The sequence below is a fragment of the Sorangium sp. So ce321 genome (assembly GCF_051530195.1).
GTDB lineage: Bacteria > Myxococcota_A > Polyangia > Polyangiales > Polyangiaceae > Sorangium.
The window spans coordinates 6,949,739-6,971,918 of record NZ_CP150329.1 but is presented as its reverse complement, the minus strand read 5'-3'; the positions used below and the strand labels follow the sequence as shown (position 1 = coordinate 6,971,918).

Here is a 22,180-nt window from a genome sequence, read left to right as displayed (position 1 = left end):
CCGGGAGGCGGCGAACCGCCGGTGCCAACCGCTGCTGTCAACCGGTGCAACCCACGGTTGACAACACCCTTTGGTGCGTATCCGACGGAAACAGAAAATTCTCTCCGGACGAGGACCACGAAGCGGTCAGGCAATCCAGACGCGATCCGAAATCAAGCTCCTCGTCGTGGCCGTCCCAGGTCGTAGCCCGTCGAGTCGCCGACCCACGTGGCGCTCGAGTACGCCCCGGCACGCCCGAGAGCGCGAACAGCGACGACTCTCCCAACGCCGCGGTGAAGCTCTCGCCCATCATCTGGTCCAAGGTCTCCGGCGGCACCGCGAACAGGGCGCGGGGAGGCCAGGAGGTCGAATGCGCCTTGTACCGCCCAGTGGTCGGTTGTCAGGGAGCCTCGGAGCCCGGGAATCTTCGATGCCCGGGCGAGCCCCTCCAGGTCTCACGGCGGGACTCGGGCGCCCGCGGCTCCCGTGGGCGAGTCGGCCGGGGCCGAGAGAGAGCGCCCTCGCGCCAACGCCCGTTCTCTTGCTGGCGCGCCTGTCGTAACGTATCATGCCTGCTCGGCGGGTGTATTGGGCCCGCATGGAGCGATTCATGATTGAGCCTGCCGAGCCCAGCCAGGAAGAACTCACCGCGGCCCGCCCGGGCAGCGTCGATACCGAGCGCCTCCAGTTCGTGGGGCTGCGCGGCGATCCGAGCCGCCACCTCGGCCGCGCGGCGCTCGAAGCCGGCATCGCGTCGTTGAGCGCGCCGCTCGACGACGGCAGGGTGGCGCTGATGGTCGCGCGCGGACCTGCGGGCGAGCGGCGGCTGCACACCGACGCCGTGCTCACGGTGGAGGGCGGGATGCCCGGAGATCGCTGGGCCACGCAAACCGAGTACGGCCCCGATTATCAGCTGGCGACGACGCGTGCGGACGTCGCGCGCCTCATTGCCAACGGGCAACCCCTCGAGCTTCACGGCGATAACCTCTATCTCGATCTCGACCTGTCCTCGGACAACCTCCCGCCCGGCACGCTGCTACGCTCCGGCGACTGCCTGCTGCAAGTCACTCCCGTCGCCCACAACGGCTGCAAGAAGTGGGTCCAACGCTTCGGCCTCTGTCCGATGCAGCTCAACCTGGACCCCGCATACCGTGCGCTGCACCTGCGCGGAATCTACCTGCGCGTCGTCGAAGAGGGCCGCGTCCGCGTGGGAGACCGCGTGCAGGTCGTCTCTCGCGGTCCGGTCGCGAGCCGGGCGCCGTCGCACGGCAGCGCGGGCGCGGCCGCCTGAATCCATGGGGAAAGCCGCCGCGGTTGCCCCTATCGGTGTCCCACGCGTTCTGATGGGTTTCCGTGTATTTTACATCAAAGGAGGTATTAGGCAATAGTATTTACGAAGTGGGCGCCGGGGCGCCGGCCTCGGGACCAGGGTGGAGCCATCACCTCCACGTCCGAGGTGGGATTTCCAAGCAGGTCGAGGTCGTCGTGGCTTTCAGCTCCCCTCGAGTGAGATGAGCGACCCGCCGGCCTGCCCGACTACGAGGCCTGCCCCGCCTCGCGCATCGCCTTGCGCACCTCCTGGGCCGCGTGCGGATCTCTCACGATCCTCTCCAGCCACACGCGTCGGAGCCGGATCGTCACCCCCTCCGGCAGCCTCAGGTCTGCGAGGGCCTCTCTGTCGGTCCCGCGCTCGACCGCGATCATCAGCCGCGCGTACTCGCCCACCGTGATCGGCCCTCGCTCGGCCTCGAGCGCCCCGACATAAGCTGCGTCGTACGCCGAGAGCAGCGCCTTGCTCCCGCGCGCCGCGCCGGCGCGGATCGCGTCGAGCCAGTGCGCGTGGAGCGCCTCCCAGGTGCGCGGCGCGAGCGCCTCCGCGTCGAGGATCGCGTCGCGCGACTCCGGCCGGCGCGCGAGCTGCGCCGCGATCGCCGCGCAGCGTGCGAGGGGGTACTCGCCGAGCGGCAGCGCCGGCGCCGCGCTCGGCCCGGCCGGGGTTTGCTCCGGGGCGACCGCAGCGGGGGCGTGCTCCTCCGCCGGAGCGGGCATCGCGACACGGCGCTGCGCGGGCGGCGATGACGCGGGCGGCGCGGGGGTCGCGCGCGGCGGCGGCGCGGATGGCGCGGGCGGTGCGGGTGTCGCGCGCGGCGGCGGCGCGGACGGCGCGGGCGGTGCGGGCGTCGTCGCGCGCGGCGGCGGCGCGGACGGCGCGGGCGGCGGCGGCGCCGTCGAGAAGCGCCAGGCGGGCGGCGCGTCGGGGTGAAGCGCGTCGCTCGCCGTGAGCGACGGCGACGCCGTGTCCCCCGCGAGCGACGGCGGCGGCGCCGTGTCCCCCGCGCGCGGCGGAGACGGCGGCGGTCCGGGCGGGTCCGTCGCGCGGCGCAGCGTGAAGGGCCCTCCCTCCGGCGCGTCGTCGAGCGGCGAGGGCGCTCCGGCGTGGAACGGGAGCGCGGCCTTCGCGGGCTCGATCGCTGGCGCCTGGGTCTGCGCGGGGTCCTCCTCCTCGACGGGGCGCGAGGCCGCGGGCGACGGCGGCACGCGCGCCCCGTTCGCGTCCGGCGACCCGTTCGTGTCCGGCGCGGCGCCGGCGGGCGGCGCCGCGCCGGCGGGCGCCGAGGCCCGCTGGAACGGGAGCGCCGCGGCGGATCTCGACGAGAGCGGGGGCGCCATCGTGCCCGTGCTGCTCGGCGCGGCGTCGTCGTGGGTCACGAACACGACCCCCTCGCGCTGCGGATGATCGAGCAGCAGCTGCCCGCGCCAGACGAGCGCCGCGACGCCGTGATCCGCGTCGATGACGAGCGTGTCGCACCGGAGCGGCACCCGCTGCTCGACCCCGTAGGTCGCCGTGAACGCGCGCGGCGTCGGCGCGCGAAGGCGCGTGATCAGCCGCGCGAAGCGCGGGTGCAGGTGCTCGAGCACGATCCGCTCCGCGCCCGTGAGCTCGTCCGTCACCTGGTCCGGAGGCGCGACGTTGAAATAGGCGGCGTCGATGTCCTCGGGGAGCGGGCGCTCGACCCAGCGCGCGTGATCCCAGCCCGCCGCGTGCCGGCGCAGGCGCTGCGCGCGGCCGGGCCACTCCGGCCGGATCGGGCCGAACCCGGCGGGCCGGCGCGTGAAGCCCGCGTCCCCGCGGATCTGGACCGCCTTGTCCAGAACGCCCACCGCGAGGCGAGCGACGAGCGATCGCACCGGGTTGCCCGCGGGCGCGTGCGCGTGGCCCACGACGACGACCTCTCCCCACCGCTTGAGCGGCGCGACCGGACCCCACGGCTCGACGTACCGCCGCTCGTCGTCCTCGCCCTCCGGCGGGGCCATGGGCGCGCCGGTCAGCGGCGACTCGCCGGGCGCGAGCTCGAAGTGCGCCCGGCACGCGATGGTGAGCGCCCATGCGTCAGGCCTCAGCCGCCACACCAGCGTGCTGGCGCGCAGGAACCCCTGGCAGACGACGTCCATCGCGTCGAGGAGGATACCCGAGCCGCGAGGCATCCGGCGAAGCGAGCGCGCCCCATCGCTCCCTGGTCACGCGCTGGACACTCCGCCGTGCGGCGCCGGACGCGGACCGGCGCGCCTCGCCGCCTCGCGCCCCACGGGCCCGATCGCCGCGGCGCGTCGCCGTTGAATGCCGGTGTGCGCTTCGATAGCGTCGCAGGGCGACGATGGAGTGCCGGAACCTCACGCCGTTCGACGCCCTGGCCTACGGCGCCCTCGACGCGAGCGACGAGGAGCACCACGTCTTCGTGCTCAAGGCGGCCTACAGGCTCGCCGCCGCCGGGGGCGACGGGGAGGCGACGACCCACCGCTGCGAGCTCCTCCCGGGGGACGACGCGGGGAAGCTCCACCTGCGCGACGTGTTCGAGGGCGAGACGAACGCGTCGAGCGTCCGCGCGGAGAGCGATCTCGCCCCGTTCAAGCCGCGCTGCGACGTGCTCGTGCGCGCGACAGCGTGGGCGCCCGGGGGCCAGCCCGCGGAGCGCTGGACGGCCCGGCTGCGCGTGACGACGCCGGGCGAGCCGCCGCCCGGGGACGACGCCGATCTCCGCGTGATGGCGCCGGGCGAGCCGCCGCCCGGGGACGAGGCCGATCTCCGCGTGACGGCGCCGGACGGGCGGACGCCGAGGGGCGACGCCGGCGCGCCCGCGCCCGCGAGGCGCGCGCTCGTGGACAAGGCGGTGGAGGTGTGCGGGCCGCGGTGGTTCAAGCGCACGGCGGAGGGCTTTCGCCTCACGCAGCCCGAGCCGACCGCGAGCGTCCCGGTGCGCTGGGAGCACGCCTTCGGCGGGCGCAGCCTGGTGCCGGCCCCGGAGCCCGGCAGGGGCCCGCTCCTGGACGAGGTGTGCTTCACGAACCCGGTCGGGTGCGGGTGGATGGAGTCGCGCTACCTCGGCGCGCTGAGCGACGCCGGCGCGCCGGCGCCCGACCGCGTGCCCGCGCCGCAGGTCGAGCGGCCTGACGGCAGGGTGACGCGCCTCGTCGTCGCGTCGCACCCGCCGCACGCCGTGGAGGCGCCCGCGATGGCGGAGCTCGCGGAGGGCTACGGCGTGCGCCCGGCGGGCCTCGGGTGCGTGGGGCGCGCGTGGACGCCGCGGCTCCAGCGGGCGGGCACCTACGACGCCGCGTGGGTGCAGGGCCGGCACCCGTTCCTCCCCGACGACTTCTCCTTCGCTTACTGGAACGCGGCGCCCGACGACCAGCAGATCCCGCACCCCGGCCCCGGCCTGCGCGTCGAGCTCTGGAACCTCGCGCGCCCCGAGCTCGCCCGCGACGGGCGCATCGCGTTCGAGCTGCCGCCGCACCGGGCCTTCGCGCTCGCCTGGATCGCCGGGCTCCCCGTGCCGGTCCCCGCGGCGCTCGACACGCTCACGGTCGACGCCGAGGCGATGGTCGTGACGTGCGTGTGGCGGGCGCTCGTGGCGCGCGCGCTCGGGGTGGAGCGCATGGAGGCGCGCTTCGAGCTCGACCCGCGCGCCCCGCTCCTGAAGCTGGAGGCGACGCGTGGCTGAGAACGTCCTCTCGCGCAAGCAGGAGCCGTGGATGGCGGTGTCGTGCGCGCCCGACGTCTGCAAGACCCCGATGGGGTCGAGCACGCCGCCCGTGCCGTACAACGTGGTCTCCAGGCTGGCGCCCGCCCTCGACGCCAGCGAGAACGTGCACGCCAACCTCGGCCGCGTGCAGAAGCACGACCGGACGGTGATGCCCACCACCGAGGGCGACGAGCCGGGCAGCGCGAAGGGGGTCGTGAGCGGCACCGTCGGGCAGCAGAGCTGGTCGCAGGAGCACAGCCCGAGCGTCCGGGTCAACGCGCAGCCGGTCGTGCGCCACGGCGACATGGCGCAGATGAACGGCGACAAGGCGGCGCAGGACAAGGCCGACAAGGCCGCGCGCTACACGTGCCGCAAGGAGCAGATCGCCGAGGGCAAGAAGAGCCAGGACGCAGCCACGCGCGAGGCCGCCGAGCGCTTCGAGCGCAACAACATCGCCGCGGAGAAGGCCGCCCTCTCGGAGCACGTGTACAACCCGTCGAGGCCGGCGCCCACGGGCTGGCGCGACATCAGCAAAGACCCCGAGGCGCTCGCGCGTTACGGGCTCACGCCCGGCGACCTCGACGGCAGCCGCCCCGGCGCCACGCGGCTCTACGAGCCCGATCCCGACGTCTTCGGCGGCGATCAACGGCCGACGGTCGCCTTCCGGGGGACGGAGGGCGGCGCGGACTGGCAGAACAACTTCGCGCAGGGGCTCAACATGGACTCGCCGTACTACCGCGACGCGGTGCGCGTGGGGAACACGCTCGGGAGCAGCGTGGACTACACGGGGCACTCGCTCGGCGGCGGCCTCGCGTCGGCCGCGGCGACCGCGGGCGGCTCGCAGGGCTGGACGTTCAACGCGGCGGGGCTCAACGCGGGCACCGTGACGCGCTACGGCGGCACGGAGCACCCGACGGACATCGCCGCCTACCAGGTCCAGGACGAGGCGCTCACGGGCATGCAGGAGCAGGGGTGGAAGGGCACCGCGGCCGCGTTCGCGGCGGGCGGCCTGTGGGGCGCCCTCGCCAAGATCGGCCTGAGCGCGCTGGCGCCCGACGCCGTGGGCACGCGACACCAGCTGCCCGCGTCGAGCCTCGACCCGTACAACCGTCACCTGATGCCCGACGTCCTCAAGGGCATCGAGCGGCAGAAGCAGGAAGATCAGAAGAAGATCGCCGAGAAGACCGGAAAGGTGTGCTGATCCATGGCCGCGCGCCCGCCCGACCCCGATCGCTTCTTCCTCGGCCCGCAGCGCGAGCTCGCGCGCGCCATCGCGGCCGCCGACCTCGCGGCCGTCCGCGCGCTGGCGCCGGCGACCGACCTCGACACGCCCGGCGCGGAGGACATGACGCTGCTGGTCTTCGCGATGCACCGGGCGTCGGGGCTCGAGCCCGAGCGCCTGCAGATCGTGGCCGAGCTCGTGCGCGCGGGCGCCGACGTGCACCACGTGGTGCCGGGCCTCTCGAGCGCCCTCGATCTGGCGCTGCTCGCGCAGAGCCCCGAGCTCCTGCGGGCGATGCTCGACGGCGGCGTCTCCCCCGACGCGCGCGTCGGCCGCGGCCACACGCCGGCGCTCTTCCGCGCCGCCGCCGAGCCCACGGCCGCGAACATGCGCCTGCTCCTCGACCGCGGCGCCGACGTGAACGCCCGCGACTCGCTCGGGACGCCCGCGATCACCTACGCGCTGCGCGCCCTGCAGCTCGACCAGGTGGAGCAGCTGCTCGACCGCGGCGCCGATCCCGGCGCGGTCAACCGCCTCGGCCAGTCGTTCGCGCACGTCCTCTCGGAGCTCATGGCCCGGCAGCTCCCGGGGTCGCCCGCGCTCCTGAAGATGGCGGCGCTCCGCGACAGGATCGTACGGGCGGGGGTCGCGTGGCCGCCCGCGCCGCCCGAGGTGGAGCGCGAGCGCATGCGGCAGCGCGGCGAGGAGCCGGTCGTCCCGGTCGGCCACGCGCGGTGAGGTGATCGATGGCAACGGGCAACACGATCGGACGCATCGTCGGACAGTCCCCCGCGCGCCCGGTGCCCCCGGAGCAGGCCAACCCCGTCGTGCAGCTCTCCGAGGGGGTCCAGCAGCTCGCGGCGCGGTGGCAGCAGCTCGGCGGGCGGCTGCGGCCGCTCCTCGGCGCGGGTCGCGGCGGCGGGCCGCGCCCGGGCGGCGGCGCGCTGCTGGCCGGCGCCGGCGACGGCGCGCTCGGGCCCGGGGACGTCGCGTCGCGCGAGGAGCTCGCCGCCCGGCTCACCGAGCTCGGGCGCCTGCTGCGGGCCTCGCCCGAGGCGATGGCGAGGCCGCCGCGGCCCGATCAGTTCCAGACGCGCCGGATCACCGAGGAGATCCTGCAGCAGGCGATGGACGTTTCAGGGCCGCGCGGCCAGCCGGTGCACGAGCTCTCGCTCGGCGCGGCGCGGGAGCGGATCGCGGCGCTCGCCGCGAGCGCCCCGTCGCCGGCGCAGGCCGTGCAGGCCGTCGAGAACGCCGCGACCATGGCGCAGATGCGCGGCGCCAACGCGCCGGTGCTCGAGGTACTCCGGTCGGTGCTCGCGGACGTCCAGAAGGCCCTGGACCTGATCCAGGGCATCCAGGGCAAGACGAACGGCGCACAGATCCGGAAGTGAGCCCGTGAGCCGGCCGCCCGGCGCGTCGCGCGCCACCTGCCGCTGAGCCCCGGCCGAGCCTCGCCGAGGAGAGCTGCCCCCAGAGGCGCGCGCGTCGATCCCCGCGCGTCCGATGAGCGCGCTGCGCGCCGCGACGATCCGCCCCCTGACGCCGCCCTCCTGTTCGCGCCGCGCGTCGGAGGGGTGCTCTCCTCCTTGACCTGGTTAAACATATGTTTTAAACAACAGATTCATTCACCTGTTGGGTCGGCCGGCGAGGCGCTCGACGGGCTTCGCGCTGCGGCGCGGGAGGAGGTGGTCAGATGGCTTCTTCGAGGTGCGAGCGGGGGCGGTATGCAGCGAGCTTCGTGGCGGTGGCGCTCTTGGCGCTGGCCGTGGCCGGGTGCGGAGCAGGCTCGGAGCCGGAGCCCGAGCCCGAGCCGGAGCCGCAGGCGGAGGTGACGTGGCACAGGGACATCGAGCCGCTCGTGCAGCGCGCGTGCGCGTCGTGCCATGACAGCGGCGGCGTCGGCGGGGTGACCCTCACGGACGCGGCGACGGCGCGCGCTCTCTCCGGGCGAATGGCCGCGCGGGTGGCGAGCGGCGAGATGCCGCCGCCGGCGCTCGACCCTTCGTGCCGTCCCTATGCGGGCGCGGATCGGATGAACCTCGACGCCGCGGAGCGCGAGCGCTTCGCCGCGTGGGCGAGCGCGGGCGCCCCGCTCGGCGATCCGTCGGAGGCGCCGCCGCCGGGCCCTCCGGCTCCCCACCTCGGCGATCCCGACGTCGTGCTCGAGATGCCCGAGGCGCACGAGGTCGCGCCCGACGCCGACGGCAACGAGTATTACTGCATGATCCTCGACAACCCCCTCGACGCGCCGGCCTGGATCACGAGCCTCGAGGCGCTCCCTGGCGATCCGGAGGTGGTGCACCACATGGCGCTCTACCGGGATCAGGGGCACGACGCGGGCGCCGGCTACGGCGCTCCGCCGGGCGCGAAGGGCTTTGCGTGCCGCGAGCCCGTCCTCGAGCTCGACTGGCAGCTCCTCCATGGCTGGGCGCCGGGGGGAGGGCGGACCGAGTTCCCGGCGGGCACCGGCCTCCGGATCGCGCCGGACGACCAGCTCGTCCTCCAGCTCCATTACTATTCTCCGCGCAAGCTCGGCGCTGTCGACCGGTCGAGCTACCACCTGCGCACGGCGCCCGGGGAGCTCGACACGGAGGTCACGATGGACGTCTTCGGCCCGGTGCCGTTCACGATCCCCGCGGGCGCGGCGGCGCACACCGAGCGGTCCAGCCTCGAGAGCGTCGGGTCGCCGACGAAGATCTACGGCCTGCTGCCGCACATGCACCTGCTCGGCCGGTCGTACAATGCGTGGATCGAGGACGACGCCGGCGCCACGTCGTGCCTGGCGCGCGGCGCGTTCGAGTTCCACCATCAGGCGCTCTACATGTTCGACGAGCCGGTGACGCTCCTGCCCGGACAGCGGCTCGTGACCGAGTGCACGTGGGACAACTCGGCCGCCAGCCCCGATCAGTACAACGACCCTCCGCGCGATGTCGCCTGGGGCGAGGGCACGAATCAGGAGATGTGCTTTCTGGTCGCGTACATCTCACAGGAGTAGGCGGCCGCGGCGCGGCGCCGCGCGCGACCCGGCATGACGGGGCGTCGAGCTCGTGTATCGCCGCGGCAGCGCGCCGGCGTGCGTGAGCTCTGGAACCGGGGTTCAGTGCTGTACAACTGTTCGAGCGGCGTGGTACACGCCCGAGCAGCTCCCGGCCGAGAAACCCTGCTCGAATGTCCAGCCAGAAACCCCTTCCGCACGTCACCGCCGCGCGAGCCGCTGGGCTGGCCGCGCTGCTCGACGCGACCGATCCCGCCGCGGAGAAAGAGCGCGCCGGGAGCGCGGAGCGGCACTTCGAACGGGCGCGGCGGGCGCGGGCGGCGCGGCCTCACGCGGCCGCGAGGCCCGGTGCGAGCCCGGATCCGGCGCCGACCGGCGCACCCGCGCCGACCGGCGCGCCCGCGGCGGGCGGCGCGCCCGCCGCGGGCAGCGCGCGGGAGTACCTGCACGCAGAGCCGACGCGCTCGCCGGTGCTGAACGCATTCCTGAACGAGCTCGGTGACGGAGGAAGAGCGCTCGTTCCGGCGGGCGTCCACGTCTTCGACGAGCACGCCCTCGCGCCGAGGCTCGTCGAGATCTCGCGCCAGCGCGTGACCTCCATGCTGCTCGCCGTGGGCAGGACCGACGTCGCGCTGACGCTCGCGCAGATGCCGCCGATCGCCAACGAGCGCGCCGCGAGGCTCTTCATGAGGCAGGCGGTCCACGTCGGCGGCGACCTCGGGGCCATCACGCGCGACTACGGGCGGCACTACCGGCGCTCCGGGTCGCCGGAGCGCGACGACCAGCGCGCGGGCTGCATCATGGCCACCTTCGCCGGGCGGCTGACCGTCATGGCGGAGAAGCTCCTCGGGCCGCACGTGCGCGCCGACGTGCAGGCGGCGCTGGAGAAGCTCACGTCGCAGGGAAGCCCGCCCGCGCGGCGGACGCGCGCGAGCGAGCTCCGGGCGCCGCAGGGCGCGGGGCGAGGCTTCACCGCGGCGGCGGCGCCCGACGCCGCGAGCGCGACGAGGCGTCCGCGGGGCAGGTAGGCGGCGCGCTCGCGCGATCTCGCGCCGGCCCGGATCCTGTTGCGGGCGGCGCATCCGCCTGCTTCGTTGAGCGCGAGGCGCCCCGGAGAGTTGACTCCCAGGCCCCTGGATGCGTACTCCCAGCGAGAGGCCGAGGCTCATGACTTCACTCGCAGAAGGCAGCGTCATCGCGGGTCGATACCGCCTCGAGCGCATGCTCGCGCGGGGCGGCATGGGGTCGATCTGGGTGGCCCGGCACCTCCAGCTCGACGTCGGCGTCGCGGTCAAGCTCATGGCGTCCGAGTACGCCGCCTCGACCACCGCGCGCGCGCGCTTCGAGCGCGAGGCGAGGGCCGCGGCGCAGCTCAAGATCCCGAACGTCGTCCACGTGCACGACTACGGGATCGAGGACGATACGCCCTTCCTCGTGATGGAGCTCCTCGAGGGCGAGGACCTGGAGACGCGGCTCGCGCGCGAGGGGCGGCTCACCGGGGCGGCCACGCTGACCATCGTCACGCAGGTGTGCAAGGCCCTGCGCCGCGCGCACGAGACGGGGGTCATCCACCGCGACCTCAAGCCGGCGAACCTCTTCCTCTCGCGCCAGGACGAGGACGAGCTCGTCAAGGTCCTCGACTTCGGGATCGCGAAGGCGGAGGGCATGCTGCTGGCCGGCAAGGAGACGAAGACGGGCACGCTCGTGGGCTCTCCCTATTACATGAGCCCCGAGCAGGTGCGCCGGAGCAAGTCCCTCGACCGGCGGAGCGATCTCTGGTCGGTCGGGGTGATCATCTACCGCTGCCTCACGGGCCGTCTCCCCTTTCCGGGCGAGGAGATCGGCGAGGTGTTCGTGGCGATCTGCACGGAGGACTTCCCCCTCCCGTCGAGCCTCGCTCCGGAGCTCGGGCCCGAGGTGGACAGGTTCTTCGCGCGCGCGCTCATGCGCGACCCGGAGCATCGCTTCCAGAGCGCGAGCGAGCTCGCCGAGGCCTTTCATGCGGCGGTCCACCTGCCCGGCGCGCAGATCAGAGCCCCGCAGCCGTCGGCGCCCGCAGAGGGAGCGCCGCACCCGCTCGCCGGCCACGACGGCGCGTCGGGAACGGCGGTCGCGAGCCCAGAAACGATAAGGATGGCTCCAGGAGCGATAGGGACGGCTCCAGGAGCGATAGGGACGGCTCCAGGAGCGATAGGGACGGCTCCAGGGGCGATCGCCGCAGGCCCAGGTGCGAACGCCGCGAGCCCCGACGCGTTCGCGTCCACGCTGCGGGGCGGGGCCGCTTCCGTCCCGCACCGCTCCTCCAGCAGCGGCGGCGCGGAGGGCGGCGCGCCGCCCTTCGAGGCGACTGCCAGCACGCTGGCCCCCTCCGGAGAGACCCTCGTCGTGCCGCCGGCCGGCGCCCGCCGGCGCTGGGTCCCGCTCGCCCTCGGGGCGCTCGCGATCGTGCTCGGGCTCGGCACCTACGCGGTGCTTCGCGCCCCCGCGCCGGGCGACGCGCCGGCGCCGCGCCTCGACCAGGCGGCCTCCGAGCCGCCCGCCGCCGCGCCCCCGGCGACCGCGCCCGTCGTCACGGCGACGGAGCCCCTGCCAGCGGCCTCCCACAGCGCCTCCGCCGCGCCAGGCGCGTCCTCGGCCCCCGCGGCGCCGGCCGCCGCGCCCACGTCTGTGGACGCGCCTCAGCGGCCGTCGCCGTCCTCCACGAAGGCCACGCCGCAGCCCGCCCGGCCGAGGATCCCCCGGGACGACCCCACCGACCACATGTGACGCTGTCCGGCCCTCGCCGGAACGCCCCGACCGACCCCATGTAGAGCCTCCCGGCCTCGCCAGGACGCCCCGACCGAGCCCATGTGAAGCCGCCCGGCCCCGCCGGCGCCATGTGAAGCCGCCCGGCCCCGCCGGCGCGCTCCCCCGCGCCGCGGCGCCGCAGGAGCCCCCTGGTACGGCCGCGGCGCCGCCTCAGGCGTCGCTCCGCCCGGCGCCCGCCCGCGCCTCCCGTCGTTCGCGCAGCGCGGGGGCGATGCGCTCGCGCACCAGGTCGAGGAACACCTTCACCTTCGGCGATAGATGCCGCGTGCCCGGGTAGACGACGTGCAGCGGCACCTCGACCGGGCTCCACTCGTCGAGCACGCGCGCGAGGCGCCCCTCGCGGACGTCCTGCTCGCAGCGCATCGCGGGCAGCATCCCGATGCCCACGCCCGCGAGCACGACCCGGTGCAGCACCTCGAGGTTGTTCGCCGTCGCCCGCGGCGCGACCCGCACCTCCGCGCGCCGCGCCCCGCGGTGCAGCACCCACCGCGCGCCGGGCGGCTCCCCCGCGCGCGCCCCGGCCGACGCGACGACGTCGTGGCCCGCGAGATCCGCCGGCGCGCGCGGGGCGCCGCGCCGCGCGAGGTACGCGGGCGCCGCCACCAGGTAACGGGGCAGGGCCCCGAGGCGCCGCGCGACGAGCGAGGTGTCGCTGGGCGCGCCGAACCGCAGCGCCACGTCGAACCCCTCCGCGACGAGATCGACGACGCGATCGGTGCAGACCACCTCCACGCTCACCTCGGGGTGGATCCGCAGGTACTCGGCCACGACGCCGCCCACCCACCCGAAGTGCAGCGGCGCCGTGACCCGCAGGAGCCCGCGCGGCCCCTCCTGCATCTGCGTCACGGTCCGGTCCGCGTCGTCGAGCTCGGCCACGATGCGCGCGCAGCGCTCGTAGTACGCCGTGCCGACGTCCGTCAGGCTCAGCTTGCGCGTCGTGCGCCGGAGCAGCTGCGCGCCGAGCCGCGCCTCGAGCTCGGACACCTTCCGGCTCACCGTCGACTTCGGCATCCCCAGCTCGCGCGCGGCCCGCGTGAAGCTGCCCGCCTGGACCACCCTGGTGAAGACAGCGATCTCGTTCAGGTCGGGGAGCATCGGATTGTTCCACCCATGGAACTATTCTTCCTGCCGGTCAAGACTAATCAGGCGCGTGGAACAGCCATAAGCTCTGTCCAGAGAGGGTGGCTCGCCCCTGTCGCGCACGCGTCGCAGACGCGACGCGAGGGCGCGCGCGGCACGACTCGATATCTGTCCCGTGAGCGCGGGAGGCGTCGAGTCGCGTCGTGCCGCGCCGCGCCGCGCCGCGCCGCGCGCGGGAGGGAGCCACCCGGAAGGAGACACACATGTACTTGGTCACGGGTGCCACCGGGAACGTCGGCAAGGAAGTCGTCGAGGAGCTCCTCGACGCGGGCGAGGCGGTCCGCGTCTTCACGCGCGATGAGCGCAAAGTGGCCCGCTGGGGCGACAAGGTCGACAAGGCCGTTGGAGACCTCGCGCGACAGGACACGATCGCGGCGGCGCTCCAGGGCGTCCGGGCGGCGTTCCTGCTGCCCGTGGGCGGCGCGGAGGGCATCGAGCACGTCCGCAATTTCATCGCGGCAGCGCAGGCGAGCGGCGCGCCCCGCGTCGTCCTCCTGTCGAGCTTCAGCGCCGGCGCTCCGACGGTGCAGCTCGCAAAGCACCACGCCGAGCGGGAGCACCTCGTCAGGGCGTCCGGGCTCCCATGGACGTTCGTCCGGCCGGGCACCTTCATGTCCAACACCTTCCAGTGGGCCCGGTCGATCAAGGCGGATCGCGTCGTCTATAACCCCCACGGGGACGGCAAGACAGCGCCCGTCGCCCCGCGCGACATCGCCGCTGTCGCCGCGCGCGCGATGGTCACGGGAGACTTCCTGGGACAGGCGCTCGAGGTGACAGGCCCCGAGCTGCTCAGCACGCCGGACCAGGTGGAGATCCTCGCGCGCGTCCTCGACACGCCGCTGCGGCGCGTGGACGTCTCGGTCGAGGCAGCGACGCGGAGGATGATCGAGGCCGGCATGCCCCCGCCGTTCGCCGCCGCCCTCGGCGAGCTGATCGAGCGCATCCGCGCGGGGAACGGCGCCGTGCAGACCGACACGGTCGAGCGCGTGACCGGGCGCAAGCCGGCGACCTTCGAGGCCTGGGCGCGCGAGCACGCACGGGCGTGGACCGGGGACTGACGCCGCCGCGGGCCGTCCGGGCTCAGCCCTGGTGGGCGTTCTTGCGGTCCGGGCTCAGCCCTGGTGGGCGTTCTTGTAGAGGCGAAGGCTGTTGCGGATGGCCATGGTCACCGTCATGGGCCCGACGCGCGGCACGAACACCTTGGCCTTGCTCTGGATATCGTCGCTGAAATTCTTGAGGGTAGAGAAGTTGATGCAGAGGGTGCCCTCGCGGATCTCGGAGGCCTGCACGTGAGGAAAGCTCCGCGAGGGCACGCCGGTCACCACGATGTCCGCCTGCCGCAGCGCGCTCGCCCGGTCCACCGTCGTCTCGTGCACCTCGTGCGTGTCGCCGGACGGGCTGGGGACGAAGAGCAGCGGACCGTCGATGTCGAACGAGGTCACGTGCGCTCCGTCGTGCGCCATCATGCTCGCGAGCGGCCTCCCGACCACCTCGCTGCGGTTGAAGATGCAAACGCTCCGGCCCGCGAGCGGCCGCTCGCCCTCGCCGAAGAAGCCGGCCGCCTCGACCAGCTTGAGGATCGCGAGCGGCGTGCAGGGCAAGATCGCCTTCTTCGTCCTCGCCCCGTCCAGGAAGCGCTGGTTGCCGTACAGGCAACGTGCCCAGAACGTGTGGAGCCCCTCGATGTCCTTGGAAGGATCGACGCTGTCCCGCAGGTACACGTCCTGCTCCGTGCCAAAGATCGGGTAATATACCATGATCCCGTGCACGCCCGGATCCGCGTTCGCCGAGCGGATGGCGGCCTCGGCGCTGAGGCGCGTGGCGTGGCGGATCTCGAAGCGGACCCCCACGTCCTCGCACGCCTTGCGCGTGTACTCCGCGTAGGTGTACGAGGGGCCGTGATCCGCCGCGAGCACGCCGACGAGGAACAGGGGCTCAGGCAGGGCGGCGAGCTCCTCCCGGACCTCGCGGCGGAACTGCTCCGCCACCACGTTCGGATCGATGACGCTGGCCGTGCGAGCATCCGGGCTCGGCGGCTTGTGTTGCGGGTCCATCCTGGGGGCGGAGACGAGCACGCGCCAGCATCGCTGTCAAGTTTCCGGCCGCTCCGTACGCGTCACGCCGCGCCACCTCGCGCCGCCCGTGAGCTCACGCGCGACGACTCGGACGTTGGATGGCCCGGAGCTCACCGCAGCGCGGTTTCGAGACTCGCCATCTGACTCAGCGTGACGGGTGCCGCCGCTCCGCGCCGGCCGCCGCGCCGGCGTCGACGGGCTCTGCTGCGCGGTTGTCGGTCGCCTCGCCGGCGGGGCCGGTGGTGCCAGGCACGTTGAGGACCATGCCCCCCTTGTCGCGCAGCTCGTCCACGAAGTCCGCGCCGAACACCTCCTCGGGCGTGTCGCCGTCGAGCCCGCCCATGCCCGAGAGCCCCTCGAGATCGGCGAGGTTCCCGTCACGGCGCCGCGGCAGGGGGCGCGCCTGAAGCACGTCGTCCCGCGTCACCGTCAGCGCCACGACGTCCTCGCGCATCACGCTGATCCAGGAGGCGGGGAAGTCGGCCTCGGCGCCCGCGGGGCCGCGCACGCGGAGCCGCGAGATGTCGTTGCCGGGGTCGTTCGCGCCCACGCCGATGAGCTGCACCTCGGCCTCGTCGGCGGTCATCACCCGCGTCTCGGGGCCGAGCTCGACCGTATCGTCGGTGACGCCCAGCGCCTCGTCCAGCTCCTGCCTGCGCTCGGGCGGCTGCGGCACCAGCGAGGTGTCGACGCGCCCCGCCGGCTGCGCTGTCGTCCGCCCCTCGTAGTACCGGGGCATCGCCAGGAGCTCGTCTCGACCCGGCCGCAGCTGGAGGCGCCCCCCGGCCGTGCCCTGCACGAGGTCCATCGATACAAGCAGCTCTTCGCTCGCCAGCGGTGAACGGAGCACCACATGGGTCACCACGCCGCGCTCCCGGTCGACCAGGACCCGGTCGAGCACGCCTGCCGCGAGGCCGCCCTCGGCGGTCACGGGCATCTCGAAGTCGATCTGCATGATTCCTCCTCAGACTAAGAGCCTCGTGCTCGAGCGAGAGCCTGAGACGGGCAGGCGTCGATGTCCAGTGGAGGGCCGGCGAACTTCATGGCCGGGCGCAGCGCTCGTCGTCGGCGCGGGGCCGGGCGCGGGACGGCACGCCGTCTGCTTGGCAAATGCGTCCCCACGCGCCGCGGAAGGGGCGCCGGTGAGCGCGGGTACGCGAGCCTGGCGACCTCATCCTGGAGACGAGGCGCCGCGCGCAATCTCGCGCCGTGCGCTCCTCGGTCATCGAGGCTCGCCGGTGCGCGAAGACTCGCCGGTGATGCGAGTCGGCGAGTCGGCATGAGCGCGTGGCTGCGACTCCGCGTGGATGTGTCAGCGCCAAACGCACGCGCGGTGCCTCTCGCATTCACCAGAGGCTTCCATCGTCAACCTAGAAAGCCCGACAGTCGAAGAAGGCAACCACAGAGGCACAGAGGGCACAGAGAAGAAGAGGAGAAGTTGTTTTTTTTTCTTTCTCTCTCCTCTGTGTCCTCTGTGTCCTCTGTGCCTCTGTGGTTCAAATTTTCTCTTCGAATGCTTGGCCCGCACGCTGATGGTATCGTCGCTGATAGAGAAAGATCGTCTGGGAGTGTTTGGTGTCAGTGCTTTACTGCCCACTGCCGTGCCTGAGGGGCACCCTCTCTGCATTTGCCAGGGGTCTGGGATCGGGCTCACATGAGCTGGGATGGCGCGACGCCACGGCGCAGCTGGGGAGCTCGCTCCTCCTCGCCCGCGGACCGGGGGCAGCTCCGGAACGAGCTCCGCCCCGGCGCGGCCCCGCCCCCCGAGGACCGCGCCGGACCGCCAGGTGAGCCAGATCCTGGGCACACCGTGGCACACCTCCGTACCCGGCTCGCGATATTCCCGCGGATTTGCTGCTCTCGGTCGTTGGTACGCCTGATGCAACCTACGCGCCGGCCGCTGGGCGTGTGCCAGGGCCTTCGGGAGGACTGGACTTATGCGCGTACGCTTCGATGCTCTCCGCCGACGCTGGAGCTCCCCTCACGTGCTGGCCGCGCTGGCGCTCGCGGGCGCGTTCTCGGGGGCTTGCTCTTCCGATGAGGCACCGCCAAAGACGTTTGGCCGCCCCGATCAGCCGAAGAACGGCACGATCGAGGTCGACGAAGCCAAGCTGCGGGGCGTGATCGAGGAGGGCGACCTGCGCCTCCAGATCCCGGTGCGGAACCTGACCGCCGGGGCGACCCGCGGCCACCTGCGCGTCACGCTCGTCGATATCGACGCGGACAAGGAACAAGGCACGACCGAGGTCGACGTCGAGATCCCGAGCGCGGCCGGCGCGACCGCGGAGGCCCGCCTGAAGGCGCCGTCCGTGAGCGCGCAGCCGGGCCTCGCGCGGTACCTCGTCCGCATCGACGACGGGTCGGAGGAGGGGCTCGTCGTGACGCGGAGCCTGCTCCGGGTGATCCCGCCCTATGACGTGCAGCTCGAGGGGCCGGCGCGCGTCGTGCGCGGACGCCCCGCGAGCTACCGCGTGCGCGCGACAGACCCCTTCACCTACCAGGCGATGGCCGGCGTGGACGTCGAGCTCTCGGTGGGCGAGGGAAACGCGGCGCGGCAGCTCCGCGGGACGACGGACGCGCTCGGCGCGGCGGTGTTCGAGGTGGAGCCCGGCGCGCTCGGCGAGCACCCGGTCTCGGCGGAGGCGGACGGCTTCGGGGTGAGGGCGGTCATCGACGAGCACGTCACCGTCGAGGGGCCCGGGCCGAAGCTGCTCCTCACCACGGACAAGCCCCTGTACAAGCCCGGCCAGACAATCCACCTCCGCGCGCTCGCGCTCGAGCGGGGCAACAACGCGCCGCTCGCCCGCGAGTCGGTCACGTTCGAGGTGGAGGACGGCAAGGGCAACAAGATCTTCAAGAAGCCCGTCGTGACCGACGCGTTCGGCGTCGCCGCGACGACGTTCCAGATTGGCTCCATCGTGAACGTCGGCGACTTCAAGGTCCGCCTCGTCAGCGGCGAGGCCACGACCGAGAAGACAGTCAGCGTGGGGCAGTACGCGCTGCCGCGGTTCGAGGTCGCCGTGAAGACCGACAAGCCCTGGTACAGCGCGGGCGACACGGTGGTGGGCACCATCGACGCGCGCTACTTCTTCGGCAAGACCGTCGCCGGTGGCAGCGTGACGATCGAGGCCGCGTCGCTGGACGTCGGCCAGACGACGTTCCAGCGCATCCTGGGCGAGCTCAACGCCGAGGGGCACTACGGGTTCAGCGTGGCGCTGCCGCCGAGCCTCGCGGGCCTGCCGCTGGAGCAGGGCGACGCGGCCGTGACGCTCACGGTCACCGTCGCGGACACGGCAGGTCAGGAGGTCACCAAGGCCATCCCGGTGAAGGTCGCCGCGGACGTGGCCTCCATCGTGCTCGTGCCCGAGGCGCGCGAGCTCGTCCCCGGGGTGCCCAACACGCTCCTGCTCTTCGTCACCGACCCGCTCGGGGCGCCGCTCCCCGACACGGAGGCGGTCATCGAGGCGCCGGACGGCTCGCGGCTCACCGCGCGCACCGACGCCTTCGGCCAGGCCGCGGTGACGTTCACCCCGCCGCTCGGCGCGTCGGGCGGCCCGTCGGACGATGAACCATCCGGCGAGCCGGCCGGCTCGTCGGACGGCACTTTCAAGGTCCGGGCCAAGGTGGGCGACCGGACTGTGACGCAGTCGTTCTCGTTCGCGGCCCAGGCGGGCGGCGAGCACCTGATCGTGCGCACCGACCGCGCCGTGTACGAGACAGGCGAGACGATCGAGGTCTCCATCGAGTCGAGCGAGGAGGCGGGCAGCGTCTACATCGACTGGCTGAACGACGGCCAGGCCGTCGACATGCGATCCCTCGAGCTCGAGGGCGGGCGCGCGCGCTTCAGCATGCCCGTCGACGCCGGCCTGCTCGGCAGCAACCGGGTCGAGGCGTACCTGGTCGACGACGACGGCAACCTGGTCCGCTCGGGCCGCACGGTCTTCGCGCGCGGGGACAGCGCGCTCAGCATCAAGGTCGACGCCGACAAGCCGCTGTATGCGCCGGGCGAGACGGCGACGCTGCGGCTCTCGGTCAAGGACGACGCGGGCAACCCGAAGGTCGCCGCGGTCGGCGTCCAGGTGGTCGACCAGGCCGTGTTCGCGCTGGTCGACGCCCAGCCCGGGCTGCTCCGCACCTACTTCGAGCTGGAGGACGAGTTCGCGAAGCCGAGCTACGAGATCCACGGCCCGCAAGCGAACCTCCAGAACCTGCTGTTCAGCGCGACGGCGAGCGAGGACCCCGAGCAGGCCGAGGCCGCGCAGCGCACGACCCAGGCGTCGCTCGCCGCGCTCGCCGGCCGGTCGCTCACCGGCCTCCAGGCGCGCACCTGGCCGACCGTGCTGGTGCACGTGCAGGCGGAGCTCGCGCCGTTCCACGAGCGGCAGAAGGGCGGGCTCAAGCCCTGGCTCGCGGAGGCTACCGCGGGCGCCGCGCAGGAGCTCAAGGCGCTCGGCTGCGAGCCGGCCCAGTACTTCTGCAGCACGCCGGAAGGCATGTACGTCGAGCTGCTCGCGCAGCGGACGACCGAGCGCTTCAAGGCGTTTGACGTGTGGGGCAACGCGTACGCGGTGGTCGGCGGCCAGGGCGGGTTCGCGTTGCGATCGTCGGGGCCCGACGAGGTGGCGCAGACCCAGGATGACGCGTCGATCGCGTTCACGTTCGACGACCTCGGGATCGTCGTGCCGGTGCAGGACTGGGCGGCCGGAGGCGATCCCGCCGCCGAGGGCGACGGCTGGGGCACGGGCTCGGTCGCGAGCGCGGCGAGCGGGGCGGGCGGCGGCTCCGCCGGGGGTACCGGCAGCGGCGCCGCCGGCGGCGGCGACAGCGGGCCGCGCGTCCGGCGCGAGTTCCCGGAGACCCTGTACGTCAACCCGAGCGTGATCACGAGCTCCGACGGCACGGCGACCCTGAGCATCCCGCTCGCGGACAGCATCACCGAGTGGCGGCTGTCGGCGCTCGCGAACTCGGCCGACGGCAAGCTCGGCGGCGTGCAGAGCGGCTTCAAGGTGTTCCAGGACTTCTTCGTCGACGTGAGCTTCCCGGCGACGCTCACGCGCGGCGATGAGGTCGAGTTCCCGATCGCGGTCTACAACTACCTCGAGACGCCGCAGACGGTCGATCTCACCCTCGATCCGGGGAGCTGGTACACCCCGCTCGGCGCGACGTCCACGCAGGTGTCCCTCGCCCCGGGCGAGGTGCGCGGCGTCCGCTTCCCGGTGCGCGTCGACACCGTGGGCGTCAACTCGCTCACGGTCACCGCGCGGGGCACCGAGGGCGCCGACGCCGTGGCCCGCACCGTGCGCGTGGTCCCGGACGGCAAGCCGTTCGCCGACAGCCAGTCGGGCATGCTCGAGCCGGGCAGCGCGACCCACGCGCTCTCCTTCCCCGAGGGCGCTGTCGTCGGCTCGAACCAGCTCTACGTCGAGATCTACCCCGCGTTCCTGTCGCAGGTCGTGAGCGGCATGGACAGCATGCTCCAGGTGCCGTCGGGCTGCTTCGAGCAGACCACCTCGACGACCTGGCCCAACGTGCTCGTGACGCAGTACATGAAGCAGACGGGCCAGATCACCCCGGAGATCCAGATGAAGGCCGAGTCGCTGATCTCGGCGGGGTACCAGCGCCTGCTCACGTTCGAGCACCCCGGCGGCGGCTTCTCCTGGTTCGGCGAGCAGGACGGGCACCCGTTCCTGTCGGTCACCGCGTTCGGCGTGATGGAGTTCGCCGACATGATCAAGGTGCACGCCGTGGACGAGGCGATGCTCGCCCGGACCGTCGCCTGGCTCGCCGGGCAGCAGAAGGCGGACGGCACGTGGGAGGGCGATCAGACGGAGTTCTTCAGCTTCCACACGGGCACGCTCCGCAACAGCGCCTTCGTGCTCTGGGCGCTCGCGAGCGCCGGGTACACGGGGCCCCAGATCTCGGCGGGGCTCGGCTACCTGGCCGGGGCGGTGCAGCCGGCCACCGACGACCTGTACACGCTGGCGATCGTGGCCAACGCCCTCGCCGTCGCCGACCCCTCCAGCGCGCTGACGGACCGGGTGCTCGACGCCCTCGACGACCGCAAGACGGCGGAAGGGGACGCGTTCTTCTGGGACGACGGCGGCACGCAGACGTCGTTCTACGAGTACGGCGACGACGCGAAGGTCACGACCACCGCGCTCGCGGCGCACGCGCTGCTCTCGGCGGACGCGCACCGGGCGAGCGCCGACGGCGGCGTGAAGTTCCTGACGCAGTCGAAGGACCCGAACGGCAACTTCGGCTCCACGCAGGCGACGATCTGGAGCCTGCGCACCCTGCTCCTCGCCGCGAGCAAGGGGACCGAGGGCGCCACGGGGTCGTTGACCGTCGCCGTCGACGGCGAGCCGACGAGCACGGTCTCGCTGCGCGAGGACCAGGCCGACGTCATGACGACGCTCGACCTCACGCGCCTCGCGACCACCGGGGCGCACGAGGTCACGCTGTCCTTCGCGGGGGAAGGGAAGCTCAGCTACAACGTGGTGAGCCGCCACAACCTGCCGTGGAGCGCGGTGCCGAGCGACGGGGGCGGGCCGCTCAAGGTCAGCGTGAGCTACGACAAGACGCAGCTCTACGTGAACGACATCGTGACGGCGTCGCTCGACGTCCGGAACACGACCGACGCGGCGCAGAACATGGTCCTCGTGACCGTCGGGCTCCCGCCCGGCTTCCAGCTCCTGACCGAGGATCTCCAGGAGCACATCGCCGCGGGCCAGCTCTCGAAGTTCGAGATCACGGGCAAGCAGCTCATCCTCTACGTGACGGAGATCCCCGCGGGCGGCGCGGCCGCCTTCCAGTACCGGCTGCAGGCGACCATGCCGGTGAAGGCCGAGGACGGCGGCGCCGAGGTGCACCCGTACTACCAGCCGGAGCAGCAGAGCTTCTCCGGGGCGCAGACCCTGCAAGTCCTCGGGGAGTGAGC

At 73.3% G+C, this 22,180-nt stretch carries 14 protein-coding genes; 10 read left to right on the top strand and 4 right to left on the bottom strand.

The window, feature by feature from the left end; genetic code table 11:
* The first annotated feature begins 589 nt into the window (after nt 1-589).
* Nucleotides 590-1,270 (top strand): MOSC domain-containing protein, encoded by a 681-nt coding sequence (locus tag WME89_RS25745; protein WP_438011723.1) that lies wholly within the window; start codon nt 590-592, stop codon nt 1,268-1,270.
* A 245-nt stretch (nt 1,271-1,515) separates the two neighbouring features.
* Here the strand turns inward: WME89_RS25745 and WME89_RS25740 are convergent, their stop codons facing one another.
* Nucleotides 1,516-3,465, bottom strand: coding sequence for a DUF2169 domain-containing protein (locus WME89_RS25740; RefSeq protein WP_438011722.1), 1,950 nt, complete (start codon nt 3,463-3,465; stop codon nt 1,516-1,518).
* Between the two features lie 170 nt (nt 3,466-3,635).
* Between WME89_RS25740 and WME89_RS25735 the strand changes: the two genes are divergently transcribed.
* The 7 genes from WME89_RS25735 (at nt 3,636) to WME89_RS25705 (ending at nt 11,986) form a co-directional block, all read left to right on the top strand.
* The gene (locus WME89_RS25735) at nt 3,636-4,979 is read left to right on the top strand and encodes a DUF2169 family type VI secretion system accessory protein (protein WP_438011721.1); all 1,344 of its coding nucleotides are present in this window, start codon (nt 3,636-3,638) and stop codon (nt 4,977-4,979) included.
* A complete protein-coding gene (locus tag WME89_RS25730; RefSeq protein ID WP_438011720.1) occupies nt 4,972-6,201 on the top strand; it encodes a DUF4150 domain-containing protein in 1,230 nt (409 codons plus the stop codon). The genes WME89_RS25735 and WME89_RS25730 overlap by 8 nt, the downstream gene beginning before the upstream one ends.
* 3 nt (nt 6,202-6,204) lie before the next feature.
* Nucleotides 6,205-6,960 (top strand): ankyrin repeat domain-containing protein, encoded by a 756-nt coding sequence (locus tag WME89_RS25725; RefSeq protein ID WP_438011719.1) that lies wholly within the window; start codon nt 6,205-6,207, stop codon nt 6,958-6,960.
* A gap of 8 nt (nt 6,961-6,968) precedes the next feature.
* Nucleotides 6,969-7,616, top strand: a complete 648-nt coding sequence (locus WME89_RS25720; protein WP_438011718.1) for a hypothetical protein — start codon at nt 6,969-6,971, stop codon at nt 7,614-7,616.
* 302 nt (nt 7,617-7,918) lie between these two features.
* Nucleotides 7,919-9,220, top strand: a complete 1,302-nt coding sequence (locus tag WME89_RS25715) for a hypothetical protein (RefSeq protein ID WP_438011717.1) — start codon at nt 7,919-7,921, stop codon at nt 9,218-9,220.
* Between the two features lie 173 nt (nt 9,221-9,393).
* Nucleotides 9,394-10,248, top strand: a complete 855-nt coding sequence (locus tag WME89_RS25710; RefSeq protein WP_438011716.1) for a hypothetical protein — start codon at nt 9,394-9,396, stop codon at nt 10,246-10,248.
* Between the two features lie 139 nt (nt 10,249-10,387).
* Complete coding sequence (locus tag WME89_RS25705) at nt 10,388-11,986, top strand: protein kinase domain-containing protein (protein ID WP_438011715.1); 1,599 nt, start codon at nt 10,388-10,390, stop codon at nt 11,984-11,986.
* A gap of 192 nt (nt 11,987-12,178) precedes the next feature.
* Here WME89_RS25705 and WME89_RS25700 read toward each other — a convergent pair whose 3' ends face one another.
* The gene (locus WME89_RS25700) at nt 12,179-13,123 is read right to left on the bottom strand and encodes a LysR family transcriptional regulator (RefSeq protein ID WP_438011714.1); all 945 of its coding nucleotides are present in this window, start codon (nt 13,121-13,123) and stop codon (nt 12,179-12,181) included.
* A gap of 248 nt (nt 13,124-13,371) precedes the next feature.
* Here WME89_RS25700 and WME89_RS25695 point away from each other — a divergent pair, with 248 nt between their 5' ends.
* Nucleotides 13,372-14,226 (top strand): SDR family oxidoreductase, encoded by an 855-nt coding sequence (locus WME89_RS25695; RefSeq protein ID WP_438011713.1) that lies wholly within the window; start codon nt 13,372-13,374, stop codon nt 14,224-14,226.
* Nucleotides 14,227-14,280: 54 nt separating this feature from the next.
* On the opposite strand, the gene WME89_RS25690 is transcribed toward WME89_RS25695, so the two are convergent.
* Both WME89_RS25690 and WME89_RS25685 read right to left on the bottom strand, forming a co-directional pair.
* The gene (locus WME89_RS25690) at nt 14,281-15,243 is read right to left on the bottom strand and encodes a bifunctional methylenetetrahydrofolate dehydrogenase/methenyltetrahydrofolate cyclohydrolase (protein ID WP_438011712.1); all 963 of its coding nucleotides are present in this window, start codon (nt 15,241-15,243) and stop codon (nt 14,281-14,283) included.
* A gap of 145 nt (nt 15,244-15,388) precedes the next feature.
* Nucleotides 15,389-16,198, bottom strand: coding sequence for a hypothetical protein (locus WME89_RS25685; RefSeq protein WP_438011711.1), 810 nt, complete (start codon nt 16,196-16,198; stop codon nt 15,389-15,391).
* Between the two features lie 1,030 nt (nt 16,199-17,228).
* Here WME89_RS25685 and WME89_RS25680 point away from each other — a divergent pair.
* Nucleotides 17,229-22,178, top strand: coding sequence for an MG2 domain-containing protein (locus WME89_RS25680; RefSeq protein WP_438011710.1), 4,950 nt, complete (start codon nt 17,229-17,231; stop codon nt 22,176-22,178).
* The last annotated feature ends 2 nt before the right edge of the window (nt 22,179-22,180 follow it).